Annotated in this window: 15 protein-coding genes; 12 read left to right on the forward strand and 3 right to left on the reverse strand. The window is 67.9% G+C overall.

Translation table 11 applies throughout. From position 1 onward, the window contains the following. Positions 1–176: 176 nt before the first annotated feature. Positions 177–1,541, reverse strand: a complete 1,365-nt coding sequence (locus KF709_07750; GenBank protein ID MBX3174291.1) for a sigma-54-dependent Fis family transcriptional regulator — start codon at positions 1,539–1,541, stop codon at positions 177–179. A gap of 26 nt (positions 1,542–1,567) precedes the next feature. On the opposite strand from KF709_07750, the gene KF709_07755 reads away from it, so the two are divergent. From KF709_07755 to KF709_07770, 4 genes are read left to right on the forward strand one after another with little or no spacing between them, the layout of a single operon-like run. Beyond that, a complete protein-coding gene (locus KF709_07755) occupies positions 1,568–2,188 on the forward strand; it encodes a DNA-3-methyladenine glycosylase 2 family protein (GenBank protein ID MBX3174292.1) in 621 nt (206 codons plus the stop codon). A 29-nt stretch (positions 2,189–2,217) separates the two neighbouring features. Then, positions 2,218–3,570, forward strand: a complete 1,353-nt coding sequence (locus KF709_07760) for a TIGR01777 family oxidoreductase (GenBank protein ID MBX3174293.1) — start codon at positions 2,218–2,220, stop codon at positions 3,568–3,570. 45 nt (positions 3,571–3,615) lie between these two features. Then, positions 3,616–5,097: a potassium/proton antiporter gene (locus KF709_07765; protein MBX3174294.1), complete on the forward strand. Its 1,482-nt coding sequence runs from the start codon at positions 3,616–3,618 to the stop codon at positions 5,095–5,097. Between the two features lie 36 nt (positions 5,098–5,133). Continuing rightward, on the forward strand, positions 5,134–5,625 hold the full coding sequence (locus KF709_07770; GenBank protein MBX3174295.1) for a hypothetical protein: 492 nt from the start codon (positions 5,134–5,136) through the stop codon (positions 5,623–5,625). A 13-nt stretch (positions 5,626–5,638) separates the two neighbouring features. Here the strand turns inward: KF709_07770 and KF709_07775 are convergent, their stop codons facing one another. Then, a complete protein-coding gene (locus KF709_07775) occupies positions 5,639–6,076 on the reverse strand; it encodes a hypothetical protein (GenBank protein MBX3174296.1) in 438 nt (145 codons plus the stop codon). An 80-nt stretch (positions 6,077–6,156) separates the two neighbouring features. Between KF709_07775 and msrP the strand changes: the two genes are divergently transcribed. Genes msrP through KF709_07790 form a run of 3 tightly spaced genes read left to right on the forward strand, consistent with a single transcriptional unit; the run spans position 6,157 to position 9,051 of the window. Then, the gene (gene msrP, locus KF709_07780; protein MBX3174297.1) at positions 6,157–7,143 is read left to right on the forward strand and encodes a protein-methionine-sulfoxide reductase catalytic subunit MsrP; all 987 of its coding nucleotides are present in this window, start codon (positions 6,157–6,159) and stop codon (positions 7,141–7,143) included. Positions 7,144–7,149: 6 nt separating this feature from the next. Beyond that, positions 7,150–7,818, forward strand: a complete 669-nt coding sequence (locus KF709_07785; protein MBX3174298.1) for a sulfoxide reductase heme-binding subunit YedZ — start codon at positions 7,150–7,152, stop codon at positions 7,816–7,818. Positions 7,819–7,827: 9 nt separating this feature from the next. After that, a complete protein-coding gene (locus tag KF709_07790; protein ID MBX3174299.1) occupies positions 7,828–9,051 on the forward strand; it encodes a hypothetical protein in 1,224 nt (407 codons plus the stop codon). A gap of 212 nt (positions 9,052–9,263) precedes the next feature. Here KF709_07790 and KF709_07795 read toward each other — a convergent pair whose 3' ends face one another. Further along, positions 9,264–10,553, reverse strand: coding sequence for a hypothetical protein (locus KF709_07795; GenBank protein ID MBX3174300.1), 1,290 nt, complete (start codon positions 10,551–10,553; stop codon positions 9,264–9,266). Between the two features lie 18 nt (positions 10,554–10,571). Here KF709_07795 and KF709_07800 point away from each other — a divergent pair, with 18 nt between their 5' ends. The 5 genes from KF709_07800 to KF709_07820 all read left to right on the forward strand — a co-directional run bounded on the left by KF709_07800 (position 10,572) and on the right by KF709_07820 (position 20,174). Then, positions 10,572–11,285, forward strand: a complete 714-nt coding sequence (locus KF709_07800) for a hypothetical protein (protein MBX3174301.1) — start codon at positions 10,572–10,574, stop codon at positions 11,283–11,285. 25 nt (positions 11,286–11,310) lie between these two features. Beyond that, positions 11,311–13,311, forward strand: a complete 2,001-nt coding sequence (locus KF709_07805) for a protein kinase (protein MBX3174302.1) — start codon at positions 11,311–11,313, stop codon at positions 13,309–13,311. Between the two features lie 99 nt (positions 13,312–13,410). Next, the gene (locus tag KF709_07810) at positions 13,411–16,158 is read left to right on the forward strand and encodes a 2-oxoglutarate dehydrogenase E1 component (GenBank protein MBX3174303.1); all 2,748 of its coding nucleotides are present in this window, start codon (positions 13,411–13,413) and stop codon (positions 16,156–16,158) included. Next, positions 16,155–18,815: a PIG-L family deacetylase gene (locus KF709_07815; protein ID MBX3174304.1), complete on the forward strand. Its 2,661-nt coding sequence runs from the start codon at positions 16,155–16,157 to the stop codon at positions 18,813–18,815. The genes KF709_07810 and KF709_07815 overlap by 4 nt, the downstream gene beginning before the upstream one ends. Positions 18,816–18,818: 3 nt before the next feature. Further along, the gene (locus KF709_07820; protein MBX3174305.1) at positions 18,819–20,174 is read left to right on the forward strand and encodes an NAD(P)/FAD-dependent oxidoreductase; all 1,356 of its coding nucleotides are present in this window, start codon (positions 18,819–18,821) and stop codon (positions 20,172–20,174) included. Positions 20,175–20,290: the final 116 nt, after the last annotated feature.

The following is a 20,290-nucleotide window of genomic DNA, read 5'->3' on the forward strand; positions in this document are numbered from 1 at the left end:
GAGGCGTTCGGACGGGGTGAGGTTTCCGTCCTAGGCCTAGTCAGGAATCGTGCCGCCGCAGCGTCAGCTTTAACACGTTGACAGACAACAACTTACAAATCCGTCTGTCTCGCGCTAGCTCGGTCAAGCTTGCCTATCGGCAAGAAATGCCGCGGCCGCAGCGGAATGAATTTCCGCTACTTGCTGGGTGCGTTGAGCCGGCTCCGAAGGGTCCGCAGCGAGATGCCGAGCAGTTCGGCAGCGTGCGTGCGGTTTCCCTCGGTGCGGGCCAGGGCTGTCTGGATCAGCGCGTCCTCGGCGTCGGCAATGCGCAGCGAGTGGAGGACCACCGCACCATCGTCCATTTCCACGCGCGGCATCGAGACGGCCGGTGTCGCGCGGGCGCCGCCGAGGAAGCGGTGCAAGGGCAGTATCGGCTCGTGCGCAAGAATTACTGCTCGCTCCACCGTGTGCTGCAGTTCGCGGACGTTCCCGGGCCAGGGCTGCGCGCGCAGCCAGTCCATCGCGTCCTGCGCGATGCCGGTGACGGGGCGCTGATACTCCTCGGCTGCGTGCATCGCGAAGCGCGTGGCGAGGCGTGGGATGTCATCGGCGCGATCGCGCAGCGGCGGGATCTGGATGGGAATGACACTGAGACGGAAGAACAGGTCCTGCCGAAACCGTCCCTCGGCGGCTTCCACCGCGAGGTCGCGATTGCTGGTCGCAATGATCCGCACGTCCACACGCACCTTGGCGGTGCCGCCGACGCGTTCGAACTCCATCTCCTGCAGCACGCGCAACAGCTTGGCCTGCAGGTCGAGGCGCATCTCGGAGATCTCGTCGAGCAGCAGCGTGCCGTGGTGCGCGCGTTCGAAGGCGCCCTCCACGCGCTTGATGGCGCCCGTGAAGGCGCCCTTCTCGTGCCCGAACAGCGCGCTCTCGATCAGGTTCTCGGGCATCGCCGCGCAGTTGATCTGGATGAACGGACGGCTGCGGCGATCGCTTTGCTCGTGGATGGCGCGCGCGAAGAGTTCCTTGCCCGTGCCGCTCTCGCCCAGCAGCAACACCGACGCGCGGGTGGGCGCAGCCATCGCGACTTCGTTGAGTGCGCGCTGGATGCTCGGGCTCTCTCCTACGATGGCGTGACGCTGCCGGAGCGCGCTGACCTCCTCGCGCAGCGTGGCGTTCTCGCGCTGGAGCTTGACGACGGCCAGTGCCTGGTCGATGGCCAGCTCCAGCTGCTGCGCGTCTACCGGCTTGGTGATGTAGTCGAGCGCGCCCTTCTTGATGGCCGAGACCGCCTGCTCGATGCTCGCGTAGCCCGTGAGGATGATCAGCGGGATGTCGTAGCCGTCCTGCTGCAGCACGTCGAGCAGGTCGAGGCCGGTGAGGCCCGGCATCTGGTGGTCGGAGAGGATAAGGTCCACCCCACCACGTGCGATGACCTGGAGCGCCTCGGCCACCGATGTCGCGCCGACGGCCTCGTGTCCGGCGCGTCGGATGGCGTGGTCGAGGAGCGTGCCGACGGCGGGCTCGTCGTCCACGTAGAGGATGGTGGCCATGGCGAGGACGAAGGTAACTTCGGGCAATGCCGCCACGCCACGCGCGCGCCATCGCGCATCTCACGGACGTCGATCCCGTGCTCGGCGACTGGATTCGCCGCTCCGGTCCCTGCACGCTGAGCCGCAGCCGCACTGGGACACATTTTTCCCACGTCTCGCGTTCCATTGTGTACCAGCAACTCAGCGGCAAGGCCGCGGCGACGATCCACGGGCGCTATCTCGCGCTCTTTGGCGGCCGCGAGCCGTCGCCCGACGAGGTGTTGGCGACGAAACATCGTGCGTTGCGTGGTGTCGGGTTGTCGGACCGCAAGGCGGAGTATCTGCGCGGGCTCGCCTCCGACGTGCGCGAGGGCCGTGTGCCGCTGGCTGATATTGAGCGGCTCGACGATGCAGAAGCGATCGAAGTTTTGACGAAGGTGCGCGGGGTGGGCGAGTGGACCGCGCAGATGTTCTTGATGTTCCGGTTGGGACGGCCCGATGTATTGCCGACGCTGGACCTCGGCGTGCAGACGGCGGTGAAGCGGCTGTACGGGCTGCGCAAACATCCCACACCGGAACGACTGGCCAAGATCGGTGCCCGTTGGGCGCCCTATCGCACGGTGGCGTCGTGGTATCTGTGGAAGGTGGTGGACACACAGGAGTGGTAGTCGCGGCGTCGCCGGATGGCGGCACTGCAGTGCAGCTGCGTTCGGCGATGCCGGTGTCGGCGGCCGACTTGTTTGCCTGGCACGAGCGGCCGGGCGCCTTCGAGCGGCTCACGCCAGCGTTCATGCCGGCGACCGTGCGCTCGCGAACGGGCGGCATTGAGGACGGCTCGCGTGTGACGCTGTCAGTGCCGGTTGGTCCGCTGAGCACGACCTGGGAGGTCGAGCACGTCGGCTACGTCGCCGGGCGCGAGTTCAGCGATGTGCAGCGATCAGGCCCGTTCGCGCGCTGGCAGCATCGGCATCTGATGGACGCGCAACCGGATGGCACGAGCGTGCTGGACGACCGGATTGAGTTTGCGCTGCCGGCGCCGCCCTTCGGAGAGATCGTGGCCGGTCACTTCACGCGCGATCGGCTCGAGCGGTTGCTGCGTTGGCGGCACGCGCTCACGCGAATGGACCTTGAGCGCCACGCCGCGTTCGCGTCGCGCGGGCCGCTGCGAATCGCGATCACCGGGGCCAGCGGGTTTCTCGGCGATGCGCTCGTGCCCTTCCTCACGACCGGCGGACACGAGGTGCGGCGCATCGGTCGCAGGGCGGATAGCGATTTCCTTTGGGATCCGGCGCGCGGCGAACTGGACCCGCGTGCGCTCGACGGTGTGGACGCCGTGATTCATCTGGCCGGGGCGAGTATCGCCGAGCGCTGGACACCGGAGCGGCGGCGTGCGATTCGCGAGAGTCGGGTGCAGGGCACGCGCTTGATCGCCGAGGCTATGGCCAAGGCCTCACCGCGGCCATCGGTGCTGCTCAGCGCATCCGCGGTTGGTGTGTACGGTGACCGCGGGGACGAAGTGCTGGACGAGTCGAGCGCGTTCGGCGACGACTTCCTCGCGGGCGTTGGGCGGGAGTGGGAGGCCGCGGCGGCACGGGCGCGGGACGCGGGCATCCGCACCGTGTTCCTGCGCACTGGCGTGGTGCTGAACCCCGGCGGTGGCGCGCTGGGCAAGATGTTGCTGCCGTTCCAGGCCGGCGTAGGCGGCAAGCTCGGCAGCGGCAAGCAGTGGATGAGTTGGATCAGCCGCGAGGACTGGGTGGGCGCGGTGCAGTTTGCGTTGATGCACGACTCACTGTCGGGACCGGTGAACCTTGTGGCGCCAGAAGCGGCCACGAATGCGACTTTCACCTCGACACTGGCGCGGGTGCTGGGCCGGCCGGCGTTGATCCCGGTGCCGGAGTTCGCGCTTGGAGCCGTCTTCGGCGAGATGGCCCGTGGGACGATCCTGGCGAGTCAGCGAGCGCAGCCGACCGTGCTCACGCGGGCAGGGTTCGCATTTGAGCATCCGACGCTGTCGAGCGCCTTGCGGTTCGAGCTCGGTCTGCTCTGACCGCGCCCGGCGCGCGCCGGCGCTGCGCGCGTCCATATTGCAGCGATGCTGCCGGAACCCAACGCGACGGCCCTCGTGCTTGCCCTGCTGGGGCTGCTGCTTGGCGCCAGCGTGGTCTCCAGTCGCGCGAGCGAGTACACCGGCATTCCGGCCGCCTTGGTCTTCCTGCTGGTCGGCATGCTGGCTGGTTCCGAGGGCGTGCTCGGCATCGCGTTCGACGACTACGCGCTGGCCTTCCGGGCGGGCACGATTGCGCTGGTACTCATCCTCTTTGACGGCGGGCTCAACACGCCACTGCGGGCCGTCCGGCAGTACTGGGGCCCGGCAGTCGTCCTCGCCACGCTAGGCATCGTCGTCACCGCTGGAGTGGTGGGACTCGCAGCGCACCTGATGGGCATGCCGCTGCTGGCAGCGTTGCTCGTCGGCGCCATCGTCTCGTCCACGGACGCCGCCGCCGTGTTCAGCGTCCTGCGCGGCAGCGGACTCGCCCTCAAACGCCGTCTCGGGGCAACACTCGAGCTGGAGTCCGGCCTCAACGATCCGCTGGCCGTACTGCTGACGCTTTCGCTGACGACCGCCATCACGGCGCCGTCGCAGGCACCAGCGTGGGGCGCGCTCGTTGGCCAAGTCGTGCTGCAGCTCCTGGTCGGCGCCGTGGGCGGATGGATTGGTGGCCAGCTCGGCGTGCTTGTCCTCTCGCGCGTGCACCTGCGCGCGAGTGGACTGTATCCCGCGCTCACGGTGGCCACGGCATTTCTGGCCTTTGGCATCACAACCTTGCTGGGCGGCAGTGGATTCCTTGCGGCGTATGTCGCGGCCCTGGTGGTGGGGAACGCCGATCTTCCCTACCGAGCCAGCGTTAGTCGCGTACACGACGCGCTGGCTTGGCTCAGCCAGATTGGGATGTTCCTGCTGCTCGGGCTGCTCGTGTTTCCCTCCCGGCTGGTGGACGTCGCGCCGATCGGCCTCGCGCTCGCCTTGGTGTTGATGTTCGTCGCGCGACCCGTGGCCGTCGGCGTCTCCCTGCTGCCGTTCAGGTTTCCGTGGAACGAGCAGTTGTTCATCGGCTGGGGCGGCTTGCGCGGCGCGGTGCCGATCATCCTTGCCACCTATCCCGTGCTGAACGGGATGCCCGAAGGCGAGCGGTTGTTCGACATCGTGTTCTTCGTCGTGGTGGTGAGTGTGCTCATCACGGGCGGAACGGTCCCGATAGCCCTGCGCCGCCTGCGGCTTGAGGGCGACGACCCGCCCGCACCGCCAGCGGTCCTCGAGATTTCCTCGACGCAGAGGCTGAACGGCCAGCTGGTGAGCTTCTTCGTCGATGATGCCTTGGACGTGACTGGAGTGCCTCTGAGCGAGATCCCGTTTCCAGCCAACAGCGCGGTAACCCTGGTCTTGCGCGGCGAGAACATCATCGTGCCCAAGGGCCACACCTCGCTCGCGGCTGGCGACCACGTGTACGTGGTGACGACGGCTGAGGACCGCCCCTTCGTGCAGCTATTGTTCGGCCGCCCCGAGGATGCCTGAACCGGGCAGGCCCGCACGCGGCGATAGATTGCAGCCATGCCCCTGACCGAATTCTCCTCCCTCCCCGACGACGCCCGCTGCTGGGTCTTCGGCGCCCGCGCGCCGCTCGATGACGTGGACGGCCCGCGCCTGCTCAGCGCCGTGGACCGCTACCTCAAGCAGTGGAAGGCGCACGGGAATCCCTTGGTCTGCGCCCGTGAGTTCCGCGACGAACACTTTCTCGTGATCGGTGTGGACGAACGCGCTTCCGACGCGTCGGGCTGTTCGATCGACGGGTTGTTCCGGGTGCTGCAGGACGTGGAGAAGGGGATTGGCACCACGATGGTTGGTGGCGGGCTCGTGCACTTCCGCGACGCCGGTGGAATGGTCCACTGCGTGGCGCGAGCCGACTTCGCTGTGATGGCGCAGGACGGCGACGTCGGCGCGGAGACGTCGGTGTTCGACCTCACCGTCACAAACGTGGGCGACTACCGCGCACGCTTCGAGGCGCGCGCGGCTGACACCTGGCACAAGAGCCTGTTGGGTTGAGCGTGGATGCGCGTCAGACGCGCAGGTAGTCCGGCTGCCAGTCCGTGATGGCGCGCTTGATGTCGCGGTGCGTGGCGAACTCGCCCTTCAGCGTGCGCTCGACCAGTCCCGGCAGCTCGGCATCCGACGCGAAGCGGAGCGCGATCAGCTGCTTCACGCGAAGCTCGGGGATGCGTGCGTGCATCGCAGCGGGCAGGACTTCCTTCAGGCGCAGTCGCATCTCGAGGCGGACCAGTCGGTTTTGCACCGTGACCGCCATGATCCGCGACGACAGCACGCCGGCGAAGAGCGCGCAGGCAAACAGCGACTCGGCGAGATGCCACCAGCTGAAGTGCTGCGTGAGGTAGAGCAGCGAGTGCAGCGCGTACAGGCCCGTGACGGGGCTGGCGAAGAAGTGGTACATCGGGAACCAGCGGGCGTGGGTCCTGTAGCTCTGCGGCTGGGCAGCCATGGGGAGCCTGTGTGGAGGTGGGGGTCCTGCGAGGCAAGCCACTCGGGAACCTCACTTCGGCTCCCTGCCTACATTCTAGTATGGCCGATCCCAAGATTACTTCCAGCGAGATGACGCCGGAATCGGCGTACTTGAATCGTCGCAAGTTTCTCGTGGCCGCCGGCGTCGTCGGGGTCGGGCTTGCGGGTGCCAAGGTGCTCAGCGCGGATGGCGAACCCATGCCGCCGGCGGCCGGCACAGGCGGTCTCGACGCCCGCCAGGCGGGCCAGCAGGGCCAGGGCTCGTTGGGCACGCCGTACGGACTGCAACCCAACGACGAGCCCACGCCCTTCGCGGACGTTACGGGCTACAACAACTTCTACGAGTTCGGGACTGGCAAGGAAGATCCGGCGGCCAACGCGCAGGCCTTCCGCGCCCGCCCCTGGACCGTGAAGGTGGACGGACTCTGCGAGAAGCCTGGCGACTACGCGCTCGAGGACTTCCTCAAGCCGTCCAAGATGGAGGACCGCATCTATCGGATGCGCTGCGTCGAGGCCTGGTCGATGGTGATCCCGTGGCGCGGGATTCCACTCAAGGACGTGATCGATCGCGCGCAGCCGCGGGCGTCCGCGAAGTTCGTGGAGTTCACGACACTGATGGATCCGGCGCAGATGCCGGGTCAGCGCTATCCAATCCTCGACTGGCCGTACAAGGAAGGCCTGCGCCTCGATGAAGCGCGGCACCCGCTCACGCTGCTTGCCACGGGCGTGTACGGACGCAACCTGCCGAACCAGAATGGCGCACCGCTGCGTCTCGTCGTGCCGTGGAAGTATGGCTTCAAGGGCATCAAGAGCATCGTGCGGATGCGCTTCGTGGAAGAGATGCCGCGCTCGGCCTGGATGAAGGCGATCGCCAGCGAGTACGGCTTCTACGCCAACGTGAATCCCGAGGTCGACCATCCGCGCTGGAGCCAGGCCACAGAGCGCCGCATCGGCGAGTTCCGCCGCCGGCCCACGCTGATGTTCAACGGCTACGCCGATCAGGTGGCGTCGCTGTACGCGGGGATGGATCTCCGCCGCAACTACTAGCCAGCGATGGCCGCACTCGGCGGGATTGAGCGCCAACCGCGTGGCTTTGGCGCGCTGCTGATTGTCGCGGCCGCCGTTCCCGCGCTGTGGTTCGCCTGGGCGATCTACTCCGACTTCGCGCGCGGCACGCGCTTCCTGGGCTCGGATCCGATCAAGGCCGCCGAGCACGCATATGGGGAGTGGACGCTGCGCTTCCTCTTGCTCACGCTGGCCATCACGCCGCTGCGGCGGGTGACGCACTGGAACTGGCTCGCCAAGCATCGCCGCACACTTGGACTCTACGCCTTCACGTACGGCGTGCTGCATCTCTCGGTCTGGGCCATCATCGACGTGCAGTTGATCATCGATGACCTCGTGGGCTGGGACACGGTGGTGGAGGACCTGCTGAAGCGGCCGTTCATCACGATTGGCATGACGGCGTTGTTGCTGATGCTCCCGCTGGCACTGACCAGCACCAAGAAGATGATTGCGCGGCTCGGCAAGTCGTGGCGCAAGCTGCATCGCCTGGTGTATGTGGTGGCCGCACTCGGACTGGTGCACTTCTGGATGGCGGTGAAGCTCGATATCCGTGAGCCGGCGATCTACATCCTTATCTATCTCGTGCTGATGGGCTGGCGCTGGCGCGATAGTCGGAGGCGCGCGGCAGCGGCCGGTGGCGAGGTCGCGGCGGCATAGATTTGCGGGGTGCCGAGACCCGCTGCTTCCAAGACGCTGACCTACGAGGCCTGGGCGATTGTCGCTCCGGGCCTCGAGTCGTTGCTGGCCGCCGAACTACAGGCGCTTGGATTCGTCGACGCCGAGGCCAATCCGGGTGGTGTGGCCTTTCGCTGCGATCTGGGCGGCCTCGCACGCGCGAATCTCAACACGCGGCTGGCCTCGCGCATCGTGGTGCGCTTGGCCGCATTCAAGGCGACGGCCTTTCACGAGCTCGAGCGCGCGGCGCGCAAGGTGGAGTGGGCACGGATGCTGCCTGAGGGCGCGGCATTTGACCTCCGCGTGACGGCGCGCAAGTCGCGGCTCTACCACACGGACGCGATCGCCGAGCGTGTTGCCGACGCCATCACGCGAGGGGTGAAGGGCGCGCGTGCATCCGAAGGCGTGGACGATGACGGCGATGCGGAGTCGGTGCTTCCGGTCGAGATGGATGCGCCGCCTGCCGAGGCCGCGGCGCAGACAGTGTCGCAGCGATTCCTTGTGCGCTTCGAGCACGACCGCTGCACGATCAGCGCGGATAGTTCAGGGCCGCTACTGCATCGGCGCGGCTACCGACAGGCGGTGGCGCGTGCGCCGCTTCGCGAGACACTGGCCGCTGCAATGCTCGCGGGGGCGCGCTACGACGCGTCGCAGGCCTTGGTCGATCCATTCTGTGGATCGGGCACGCTGCCAATCGAGGCGGCGATGCTGGCGCGGCGAATCGCGCCCGGCCTTGGGCGTCCGTTCGCGGCCGAGGCGTGGCCCGAAGGCGATGCGTCCGTGTGGCTGAGCGAACGCGCCGAGGCCGAGTCGCGGATCCTGCCGCGCGCGCCGGCGCCAATTGAGGGTAGCGACCGCGACGAAGGCGCGATCACCGCCGCCGAGTCAAACGCTGTCCGCGCGGGCGTGGCTGACGATGTGCGTTTCACGCGCCGCGCGCTCTCTGACCTTGAGCTGCCGACCGAGCGGGGCCTGCTCGTCTCGAATCCGCCATACGGGCTGCGTGTGGGCGAAAAGGCTCCGCTGCGCGATCTCTACTCGCGACTCGGCCAAGTCGTCCGCGCGCGCGGCGCCGGCTGGCGCGTGGCCCTGCTCTCGGCGGACCGGGCGCTCGAGGGTCACACGGGGCTGCGGTTCACCGAGGCGTTGAAGACCAGCAACGGGGGGATTCCAGTGCGGCTTGTCATTGCTTCGGCCCGAGGCTCAGTTCGATAACTGCCGTTTACCACGGAGACACGGAGACACGGAGGTTGTCGGGACGCGGTTCCAGTCTCGGGGTATGCTCCTCACTGCAACTTCAAAGGGGGCTCGGCGGACAGATCTGTCCGCCGAGCCCCCTTTGAAATCGGCTGGAAGAAGACTCGGAACACATCGCGTGCGCTGTAGTTCTCCGTGTCTCCGTGGTGAATTGCCGTTGCAGTTAAGTCCTAGAACTCAAACCCAAACGCAAGATTGATATGCGTGTTGCCGTAGTTACTCGCATCATATGAAGTCTTGACGCTGCGGTACTCAAGGCCGAAGAGCAGCGGGCCCGCCGGACGCCAATGGACGTGCGCCTCCTGCGTCACGTTCTTGAACTTCACGTTCACCGCCGGCAGGTCATCGTCGTTCGGGTCGTCGAAGCCGTAGCCGATGCCCCAGAGCAGGCGCTGCGAGAGGCGGTGGTTGATCTGCACCCAGCCGCCCACGCTGCGCACCGGCGTGATCGAGTCCACGCCGAAGTTCTGCCCGATGCCACCGCCGCCGAGTCCGTGCAGCATCTGGCCACCGAAGGCCTCGCCGCGGATCTCGAGGTTCAGGGGCAGCGGGACCAGGAAGTCCACCGTGATGGCGTTGCTCGGGTGGTTCGTCTGCGCGCTGTCCTGCATCGAACCCATGTGGTAGCCGACACCGAACTCACCGCCGGCGTCCTGCTCGCCCCAACCCATTGACAGACGTGACTGCACGAAGGGCATTCCCGTCCGTTCGGCGGCATCGAAGCCCGTCTCGTACGGGGTCTGCGGCTCGCCGGATGTCGGGGCGAGCACCGCGGCCTGCGCGCCGAATCGCAGGGCACCGTTCGTGTGCCAGCCATAGCGAATCTGCGGCAGCCACAGCCACAGGTTGCCGGAGTAGCTGAAGTTCGGCGCGCCGATGGCGGCGATGCTGATCGGATTCAGGTTCGATACCAGCGGCTGCTCCTGGCCGATCAACAGCTGCGAGTTCTCCCACTCGAGGATCGCGCGCGCCGTACGGATGCGCATCAAGGGGAACGTGCGGCCGCCTGGGCTCGGCACCTGTCCGCCGAAGAAGTCCACGTCGATGTCGCCGAGGAAGGTGCCGCCGAACACATCGTGCACCGTGACGGCGCCGACGAACTGCGACTGCCGCACCGTCATGCCCATGCCGCCCTTGGGCGTGCCGTCCGGCACCTGCTTGCGGTACATCGGCACGTCCGCGTTGTTCGTCTCCTTGGAGTTCTGGAAGACGTGCATCAGCACGCGGCCGGAGAACTCGAGGCCGATGCGCGAGCGCGTGCGCACGCCGGCGTCGGCTTCGGTGGCCAGCTGCTGCCGCAACATATTGATGTAGGCCTCGGCGTCCTCGAGGCGGATCGTCAGCGAGTCGAGGCGCCGCTGCTCCGGCGTCTGCGCTTCGGCCGTCGGCGCGCCAAGCCCGAGCAGCAGGGCGCCGCACAGCGCAATTGTGACGTAGTTGCTTGACCGGAGCTTCCGCATAGGGGTACCCTTGGCGTGATGCACGCACGGTATCGGGACTCAAAGCGCACACGTCCGCTGGGACGCATCGCCGTGATGGCGGCGTTGCTGGCCGGGATGGGCGCGTCCGCGTCCGCCCAAGGAGCGGTGAGCGGGCGAATCACGATCACGGAGCGTCCCGGCGAGGAAACGACCGACATCGCCAATACGGTGATTTACCTCGTGCCGCAGGATCCCGCGAGTGCGCGGACCTCGCCGCAGCGCGTTGACATCGCGATGAAGGAACGCAGCTTCATGCCACGGGTGCGCATCGTGACGCCGGGCAGCCGCGTGGACTTCCCGAATCAGGACCCGTTCCGCCACAACATCTTCTCGACGACGCCGGGCGCAGTCTTTGACCTCGGCTTGTATCCGGCGGGGCAGTCCAAGGATGCGCACTTCCGCCGCGCGGGCGCGTTCCCCGTGTACTGCAACATCCATCCGCGGATGACGGCGTTCGTGGTGGTCGTGCCGTCGCCGTGGTTTGCGATGGCGCAGGAGAACGGTTCGTTCCGCATCGCCAACGTGCCGGCGGGGAGCTACACGCTGCACGTCTGGCACGAGCGAGCCGCCGAGTTCGAGCGTGAGGTCACGGTCGCCGCCGGCGGACTGGGTGGAAACGACCTCACGATCGATGCGCGCGGGTTCCGCTTCGCGCAGCACAAGAACAAGTTTGGGCGAGAGTACGACAAGACCGGCCGCGACCGGTACTAGCTTCAGCTAGCCTCAGCCCCCCTCCGTGGCCTCACGCGGACTCAGCCTCACCCTGAAGATCTTCCTCGGCACCAGCGCGGTCCTCGCGCTGGTGTTGGCGACGACGCTCGCGTTCACGTCCCGCTCGGCGAGCTCGGCGGCGGATGCGTCGGTGCAGCGCGTGGTGAGTTCGGCGCGCACGGGGTTGCTGGCGCAGTTGGATGGGCGCAGCGAGGGCCTCGTGCGGTCGGCGGAGAGCGTGGCCAGCAATGCCGGGTTGCGCGCCATCGTCGCGGACCGCGATACGGCTACGGCCATAGACCAGGCGATGGTCGCGGTGGACGTCACCCAGTCCGACTGGGCCCAGCTCGTGGACCGCGATGGGACGCGGCTCGCCAAGAGCGACGAGCCCGACGCCCCGCTTGTCTCGCTCGCCAATTCGCCGGCCATCGGCGGCGCGCTCGAGGGCGACCCGGTCACCGCATTCGGCATCGACGACGACACCCTGCTGATGCAGCTGGCCGTCGTGCCGATCCTCGACCAGCGGGTCTACGGCGCGCTGATGGTCGTGCGCTACCTCGACGACGCCTTCGCGACGCAGGTGCGCCAAGCCGCATTCGACCAGCTCGAGGTCGTCTTCTACGCGTTGGACATGGAAGACAACCCCATCGCAAACGGCGCGACGCTGGAGCGACGCGCACTCAGCCGCGCCGCGCTCTCCGACCTGCGCGCGGTCGCCGAGGCGGAAGAGTCGCAGTCCACAACCACCGTGACGATCGGTGCCAACGAGTACGTGGCCCTCGGCGGCGTGCTCCGGTCCGCCGGCGGCACGCCGCTCGGCGGATTCGCGCTACTCCGCGATCGCGACGCTGAGTTCGCTGTCTTCCGCGCGCTGCAGCGCACAATCCTCTACTCGGGGCTGATTGCCCTCGCCTTTGCCGGCCTGTTCTCCTGGCTGGTGGCCGGCTGGGTCACGCGGCCGGTGGCCAAGCTCGCCGACGCCACCCGCCGCGCCAGCGACGGCGACTACAACGCCGAGATCACCGCCAACTCGCCCGACGAGATTGGCGCCCTGGCCGCCGCCTTCCGCCGGCTGCTCGCCGACCTGCGCGAGAAGCAGCAGCTGGTGGAGTTCCTGAGCTCGGCGTCCAACGAGGCCAAGACGGTGCAGATGCCGTCTATGAGCGGCACCGTCGGGCGGCAGATCGCCGAGCAGGGCATCAAGCCGGGCGGCCTGTTCGCCAATCGCTACGAAGTGAAGGAGATGCTCGGCCAGGGCGGGATGGGCACGGTGTTCAAGGCCGTGGACCGCGAGCTGGGCGAGGTCATCGCCATCAAGACGCTCAAGGAGGACTTCCTCAAGCAGGAACCGGCGGCGCTGGAGCGCTTCAAGTCCGAGATCCGGCTCGCCCGGCGTATCTCGCACCGCAACGTGGTGCGCACGCACGATCTCGGTGAGACCAACGGCCAGTACTTCATCACGATGGAGTACGTCGACGGCAAGTCACTGCGCGAGCTGATCAAGACGCGCGGCAAGCTTCCCGTGGCGGTGACGTTGTCGGTGGGCAAGCAGTTGGCGCGCGCGCTGGAGGTGGCCCACGAGCAGGGCATCATCCATCGCGACATCAAGCCGGCGAACATGGTCGTCGAGCCGGACGGCGTGCTCAAGGTGATGGACTTTGGCATCGCGCGGATGGCGTCGCAGCCGCAGGAGAGCGGCGTGACGATGCAGGGGGCGATTGTCGGCACGCCGGAGTACATGGCGCCGGAGCAGGTGCTGGGCGAGGGCGTGGACCATCGCGCCGACCTGTACGCTGCCGGCTGCGTGCTCTTCGAGTGCCTCACCGGGCGTGCGCCGTTCAAGGCCGAGACGCCCTACCAGCTTGTCGCCCAGCTGCTGGAGGACATCCCGCCGCACGTGCGCTCGCTCAATCCCGAGGTGCCGGGGGCCTTGGACCAGCTGGTCGCCGACCTGCTCGCCAAGCAGCCCGCCCAGCGGCCGGCCAACGCGGCGGCGATGCACGACCGGCTGGCGGCGCTGGACTAGCCGAGGCGGGGCGGCGCGGGCAAGGCGCCACCTGCCGACACGCACGGCGGCCCACTGGGCGGCGTCCCCCTCCGGACGTCGCCCATTAGATTTCCCCCTATGGCACAGGAGCCGATTGCGAGCGTCTTCAACGACGCCTACGCCGCAGAAATGTTTGAGGCCTATCGCCAGGACCCGTCCTCCGTGGATGAGTCCTGGCGCCAGTTTTTCCGTTTCGCTGAAGAGGCGATGGGTCGTGGGCCCAGCGCGCAGGGTGACGAGGAGTTCGCCCGCATCGCTGCCGCCGCCGCGCGCCACATCAACGGAATTCGCCACTACGGGCATCTTGCCGTGCAGCTGGATCCGCTCGGCACGCCACCGCCAGGCGCGCAGGAGCTGACGCCGGAGTTCTACGGCATTACTGAGGAACAGCTGGGGCAGGTCAGCGGCGCGGCCCTGGGCTTCCCGCACCTTGAGACGGCCAAGGACGTGGCCGACCGCCTGCGCCTGCGCTACACGCGCAACCTCGCCGTCGAGGTGCAGCACGTGGGCAGCGAGGAGGAACGCCAGTGGTTCCGCGAGCTGTTCACGGCCGAGAAGCTCACGCGCCCGCTCACGCCCGACGAGAAGAAGGCCGCGCTGCGCCACCTCACCGAGGTGGACGGCTTCGAGCGCTTCCTCGGCCGCACCTTCGTGGGCTACAAGCGCTTCTCCATCGAAGGCACGGATGCGTTGGTGCCGATGCTGCACACGGCTGTCGAGGAACTCGCGCGCGCCGGCGCCAAGCAGGTCGCCATCTCTATGGCGCACCGCGGCCGGCTCAGCGTGCTGGCCCACGTGCTCGAGAAGCCGCTGACGCAGATCTTCGGCGAGTTCCAGGGCCAGCACGGCCACCTCACCGGCGCCTCCACTGGCGACGTGAAGTACCACCTCGGCTTCGAGGGCACGCATCAGATCGACGGCGGCGAGGTCCGCGTGTCGCTGATGCCGAACCCCAGCCACCTGGAGATTGTGAACCCCGTGCTCGCGGGCACGGTACGCGCGCTGCAGCGCGACAACAACGATCCGATGACGCGTGACGAGTCGCGCGTGGTGCCAATCTGCATCCACGGCGACGCGGCGTTCCCCGGCGAGGGCATCGTCGCCGAGACGTTCAACCTCTCGCGGCTGCGCGCGTACCGCGTGGGTGGCACGCTGCACATCATCGTCAACAACCAGATCGGTTTCACGACGGATCCCATCGACTCGCGCTCGACGCGCTACGCGTCGGACATGGCGAAGGGCTTCGAGATCCCGATCATCCACGTGAACGCGGACGACGCCGAGGCCTGCATCATCGCGATGCGCATCGCCACGGCCTACCGCACGCGCTTCAAGAAGGACTTCCTGATCGACCTCGTGGGCTACCGCCGTTGGGGCCACAACGAGGGCGACGAACCCACGTACACGCAGCCGTCACTGTACGAGAAGGTAAAGGCGCATCCGACGGCGCGACTCGTGTGGGCGGCGCGCCTGGAGCAGGAAGGCGTGGTCAGCAAGGACGAGGTCGAGGCGCTCGACAAGCAGATCGCCGAGGAGTACAAGGCGGCGTACGAGGAGTCCAAGACCGCCCCCGAGCCGAAGACGGGCGCGGAGCCGGACTCCGGCACGCTGCAGGTGCCGACGGCAGTGCCCGCCGAGACGCTGCGTCAGTACAACGAGGCGCTGCTGACATATCCGGGCGACTTCAAGCCGCATCCGCGCCTGGCCAAGCAGCTTGAGCGTCGGCGCGACGCGCTCTCGGGTGAGGCCTCGATCGACTGGGGCCACGCCGAGCAGATGGCCTTCGCCAGCATCCTCGTCGATGGCCTGCACATCCGGATGTCGGGGCAGGACGTGGAGCGTGGGACCTTCTCGCATCGCCACGCCGTACTCAGCGACGTCGAGACGGGCCGCAAGTATTCGCCGCTGGCCCATCTCCCCGGCGCCAAGGGACGTTTCGAGCTCTACAACTCGGCGCTCAGCGAGACCGCGGTGCTTGGTTTCGAGTACGGCTACAGCGTCGTGGCCAAGCGGACGCTGGCGCTGTGGGAGGCGCAGTTCGGCGATTTCGCCAACGTCGCGCAGCCGATCATCGACCAGTTCATTGCGTCGGACCGCGCCAAGTGGGCGCAGGACTCGGGACTCGTGCTGCTGCTGCCGCACGGCTACGAGGGTCAGGGCCCGGAGCATTCGAGCGCACGTCTTGAGCGATTCCTGCAGCTCTGCGCCGAGGGCAACATGCGCGTGGCGTATCCCAGCACGCCGGCGCAGTACTTCCACATCCTGCGGCGGCAGACGAAGGTGCCGCGCCGTCCGCTGGTGCTGATGCAGCCCAAGTCGCTGCTGCGCCTGGCACAGGCGGCGAGCAAGGTGACGGACCTGAGCGAGGCGGGCTTCCGCGCGGTGATCGACGATCCCGCCGGCGCCGAGAAGCGGCAGCACGTGAAGCGCCTCGTGTTCTGCACGGGCAAGGTCTACTACGACCTGCTCGCCGCGGGCATTCCGGAGAGTGTCGCGGTGGCGCGCGTCGAGGAGCTGTATCCCTGGCCGCACGAGGACGTGGCGTCGCTGGTGGACCGCTACCCGGCGATCGACGAGGTGGCCTGGGTGCAGGAAGAGCCGAAGAACATGGGTGCATGGAGCTTCGTCGCGCCGCGCCTGCGCGTGTCCACGGGCAACGCGCTGGTGATTCGCTACTACGGACGCGCTGAGCAAGCGAGTCCGGCGGAAGGCTACGCGGACACGCACGCGGCCGAGCAGCAGCGCATCGTGAACGAGGCGCTGTCGGCGCCGGTGCGGATGACGGGAGCGCGGCGCCCCTCGGGTGCCGCGAAGATCGGATGGTGAGCCGGCGCGCGCTGTGGGGCGCGCTGCTCGTGGTGGCAGTCCTGGCGCCGCGCCTTGCCTTCGGGCAGGAGCGCGGCGCTGCTGCGTTGGACCAACTGCTGCGCGGCATCACCGTGACGGGACGCGTGCTGCACATCGGGGCGCATCCCGACGACGAGGACACGAACCTGCTGGCGATGCTGGCGCGCGGGCACCAGGTGCACACCGCCTACCTCTCGCTTACGCGCGGTGATGGTGGGCAGAACCTGATCGGCAACGAGTTGGGCGACGCGTTGGGCGCGATCCGCACGGAGGAGTTGCTGTCCGCGCGGCGCGTGGATGGTGCGCAGCAGTTCTTCTCGCGGGCCTATGACTTTGGGTTCTCCAAGTCGGCGGAAGAAACGTTTACGCAGTGGGACCGCGAGGCACTGACCGGTGACGTGGTGCGGGTGATCCGCGCGTTCCGGCCGCAGGTGGTGGTGGCGGTGTGGACTGGCACGCGGGCGGATGGGCACGGGCACCACGAGGCCTCGGGCATCCTCGCGCGCGATGGCTTCGACGCGGCCGCGGATACGCTGCGCTTCCCGGTGGCCACGCACGGCCGGCCGTGGACGCCGCAGAAGTTCTATCGCAGTGCGCGAGGGTCGCGCGGCGCGACGGCGACGTTGACGATGGACGCGGGCCGCTACGATCCGGTGCTGGGACGCAGTGCGGCGGAAATCGCCGGCGAAAGCCGGTCGCAGCATCGCTCGCAGGGCTTTGGCGCGTTGGAGCGCTTGGGCACGGTGCCCGTTCGGCTCACGCGAGAACTCACGCGCGTGAACGCCGATGTCGCGGCCGCAGACGAGCACACGCTGTTCGATGGTGTGGATACCACAGCCGCCGGACTTGCGACGCTTGCAGCGACCCGCGGCGTGCCCTTGGTGACGATCGCCGCGCTTGCAGATTCGTTGCGGCGCCAGGCGGACTACCGTGATCCCGGTGCGATTGTGCCGGGACTCGCGCGTCTGGTTGGGCGTTTGGTGTTCGCGCGCGAGACCGTCAAGCGCTGCGGCATCGTGCCGATCACGCAGTACGAGCGCATCAACGGCGTGCCGGCGGTGTGCGACGAGACCGACCTCGCGCTGGAGCGCAGCGTCAACCTGATGCTGGAGCGCGCGCAGGCAGCGTTGCTCGAGGCGGCGGGCGTGGTGGTGGAGGTGACGACCACGCAGGAGCTGCTCGCCTTCGGTGACGGCACACGGGCGCGCCTCAACATCTACAACCGCGGACGGTGGCCGATCTTGGTTGGCGGCGCACGGATCTCTGGTGCGCGCCCGATCGGCTTCGCTGCGCCGCTGGAGATCGCTGCGGGGACGGACACGGTGATCGACGTGCCGATCGTGGCCATCGCCGATCATCGCCCGTATTGGATCGGCCCCAAGGAAGGCGCGATGTTCCCCGACGGCCAGTCGCCGGCGGACGGCGTCGCGCGCGTCTCGAGCGGTGTGACGGTGGAGATGGTGCCGCGCGTGTCCGTTGCCGACGACGCGCGGCGGCTTACCGATGTCCGCGTGGAGATGGCGATCGCCGGCACCCGCGTGACCGCTGATGGCGGCAGCATCGTGTACCGCTTCGCCGACCCGGTGCTTGGGGAACAACGGCGTCCGGTCGGCGGCGTCCCGCCGATCACCATCCGGCTCGATCGCACGCTCGAGTACATGCGGGCGAACGAGCAGGTGGAGCGGCGCATCACGGTGACGCTGCGTTCGCACACGGAGCAGCCGCGCACGCTGCGCTTCCGCACGCTGATTCCCGAGGGACTTCGCGGCTCCGGCCTGCCGGACTCGCTCGTGCTAGCGCCCGGCGCGACCCAGGAACTCGCGCTTACGCTTACGGGGCGCTTGGCGCCGGGCCGCTACGACTTTGGCGTCGGGGCCGAGTCCGATGGCACGGTGTTCGTGGAGGGCTTCGCGACGATCGAGTATCCGCACATACGGCCCGTGCGCCTGTACCGGCAGTCGTCGGCGTATCTGCTGGCCGTGCCGGTGAGCGTGCCGCGCGCGCTGCGCGTGGCTTATGTGGTCGGCGTGTCCGACGGTATCGCGCCGGTTCTCTCGCAGCTGCAGATCCCGACCACGGCGATCTCAGCGGACCAACTGGCGCTGATTGACCTTGAGCAGTACACGACCGTCGTGATTGGGCCCAGGGCGTACGACGCCAACCCGGAACTCGCGGCGTCCAATCCCCGATTGTTTGAGTGGGTGCGCAAGGGAGGAACCCTGGTCGTCCAGTACGGGCAGTACGAGATGCAGCGGCCGGGCATGACGCCGGCGCCGATCGGCTTCTCGCGGCCGGCGGCGCGCGTGACGCGCGAGGACGCGCCCGTGCGCGTGCTCGATGCACAGTCCCGCCTGCTGCGCTGGCCGAACCGCATCACCGACGCAGACTGGGCGGACTGGGTGCAGGAGCGCGCGCTGTATATGCCCACCGACATCGACTCGACGTATCGCACGCCGCTGGCGATGAACGACCCCGACGAGGACGAGCGCCGCGGTGCCTTGCTCGAGCTGCGGTACGGGCAGGGGCGTTACGTGTACACCTCGCTCTCGCTCTTCCGTCAGATCCCCGGTGGCGTGCCAGGTGGCGCGCGCTTGCTGGTCAACCTTCTCTCGGCAGGGTTGCCAGCGGATCGATAGCGTATGGCACAGGCGAAGCGAACGGCCCGCGTCGTCATCATCGGCGGCGGCTTTGGTGGGCTCAGCGCTGCCCAAGCCGTGGCGCGCGCCTCGGGTGTGGAGGTGCTTTTGATCGACCGCACCAACCACCATCTCTTCCAGCCGCTGCTGTACCAGGTGGCGACGACGGCGCTGGCGCCGAGCGACATCACCGCCCCGATTCGTTGGATCCTGCGTCGCCAGCGGAACGTGACGACGCTGCTCGGCAGCGTCGAATCGGTGGACCGCGGCGCCCGCGTCATCCGGGTGAAGGGCGAACCCGAGCCGATCCACTACGACTACTTGATCGTGGCGCCCGGTGCCCGGCACAGCTATTTCGGCAACGACGCCTGGGAGCGCTGGGCACCGGGCCTCAAGAGCGTCGAGGACGCGCGACGCATCCGCAAGCGCTTCCTGCTGGCCTTCGAGCGCGCGGAGTGGGAGGAGGACGAGGCGGCGCGTCGCGCGCTGCTCACCTTCGTGCTCGTCGGCGGCGGGCCGACCGGTGTGGAGCTGGCCGGCGTGTTGCCGGAGATGTGTCGCCGGGCGTTTCGGCCCGACTTCCGTCGCATCGACACGGCGATGGTGCGCGTGATCCTGTTGGAAGGCGGTCCGCGACTGCTGCCGGCATTCCCGGAATCGCTGTCCGCCCGCGCGCAGCGCGACCTCGAGCGCCTTGGCGTCGAGGTGCGCGTGAACACGATGGTCACGGACATCACGGAGTTCGGCGTGCAGGTGGGCGAGGAGTTCATCCCCTCGCAGTCGGTCTTTTGGGCTGCCGGGAACGCGGCCTCACCATTGGCGAAGACGCTGGACGTGCCACTGGACCGCAGTGGCCGCGTGCTGGTGGAGCAGGACCTCAGCCTGCCCGGCGACCCTCGCGTCTTCGTGGTGGGCGACTGCGCCGCGGTGAAGCAGACGGACGGCAAGTGGGTGCCCGGCGTCGCACCGGCGGCGAACCAGATGGGAGCGCTGGCCGGGCACAACGTGCGCCGCGCGCTCAAGGGCGAGCCGACGAAGCCCTTCCGCTACATCAACAAGGGCGACCTCGCCACCATTGGTCGCCACAAGGCGGTCGCAAGCTTCTTCGACGGCAAGTTCCGCTTCGCGGGCTACCTGGCCTGGTTCCTCTGGCTGTTCATCCACATCGCGTACCTTGTCGGCTTCCGCAACCGACTCAGCGTGCTGCTGCAGTGGTTCTACAACTACATCTTCTTCGAGCGCGGTGTGCGCCTGATTACCGAGACCGAGGACGCGTCGATGTCTCGGCACCCGGCGACGCAGGGGCGGACCGGGGAGTTCCACGTACGGTCTTCGCAGCAGGCTTCGGTGGATTCGTAGGCTCTGGAACTGCAACTGCTTTGCCACAGAGGCACAGAGACACAGAGAGCTTGAGCGCACCGCGACGGCTGCCTGCACTCTCAGTGTCTTCGTTTTTCCTATGAACTACGCGAGCG

Source organism: Gemmatimonadaceae bacterium (assembly GCA_019637445.1).
Taxonomy (GTDB): Bacteria; Gemmatimonadota; Gemmatimonadetes; order Gemmatimonadales; family Gemmatimonadaceae; genus Pseudogemmatithrix.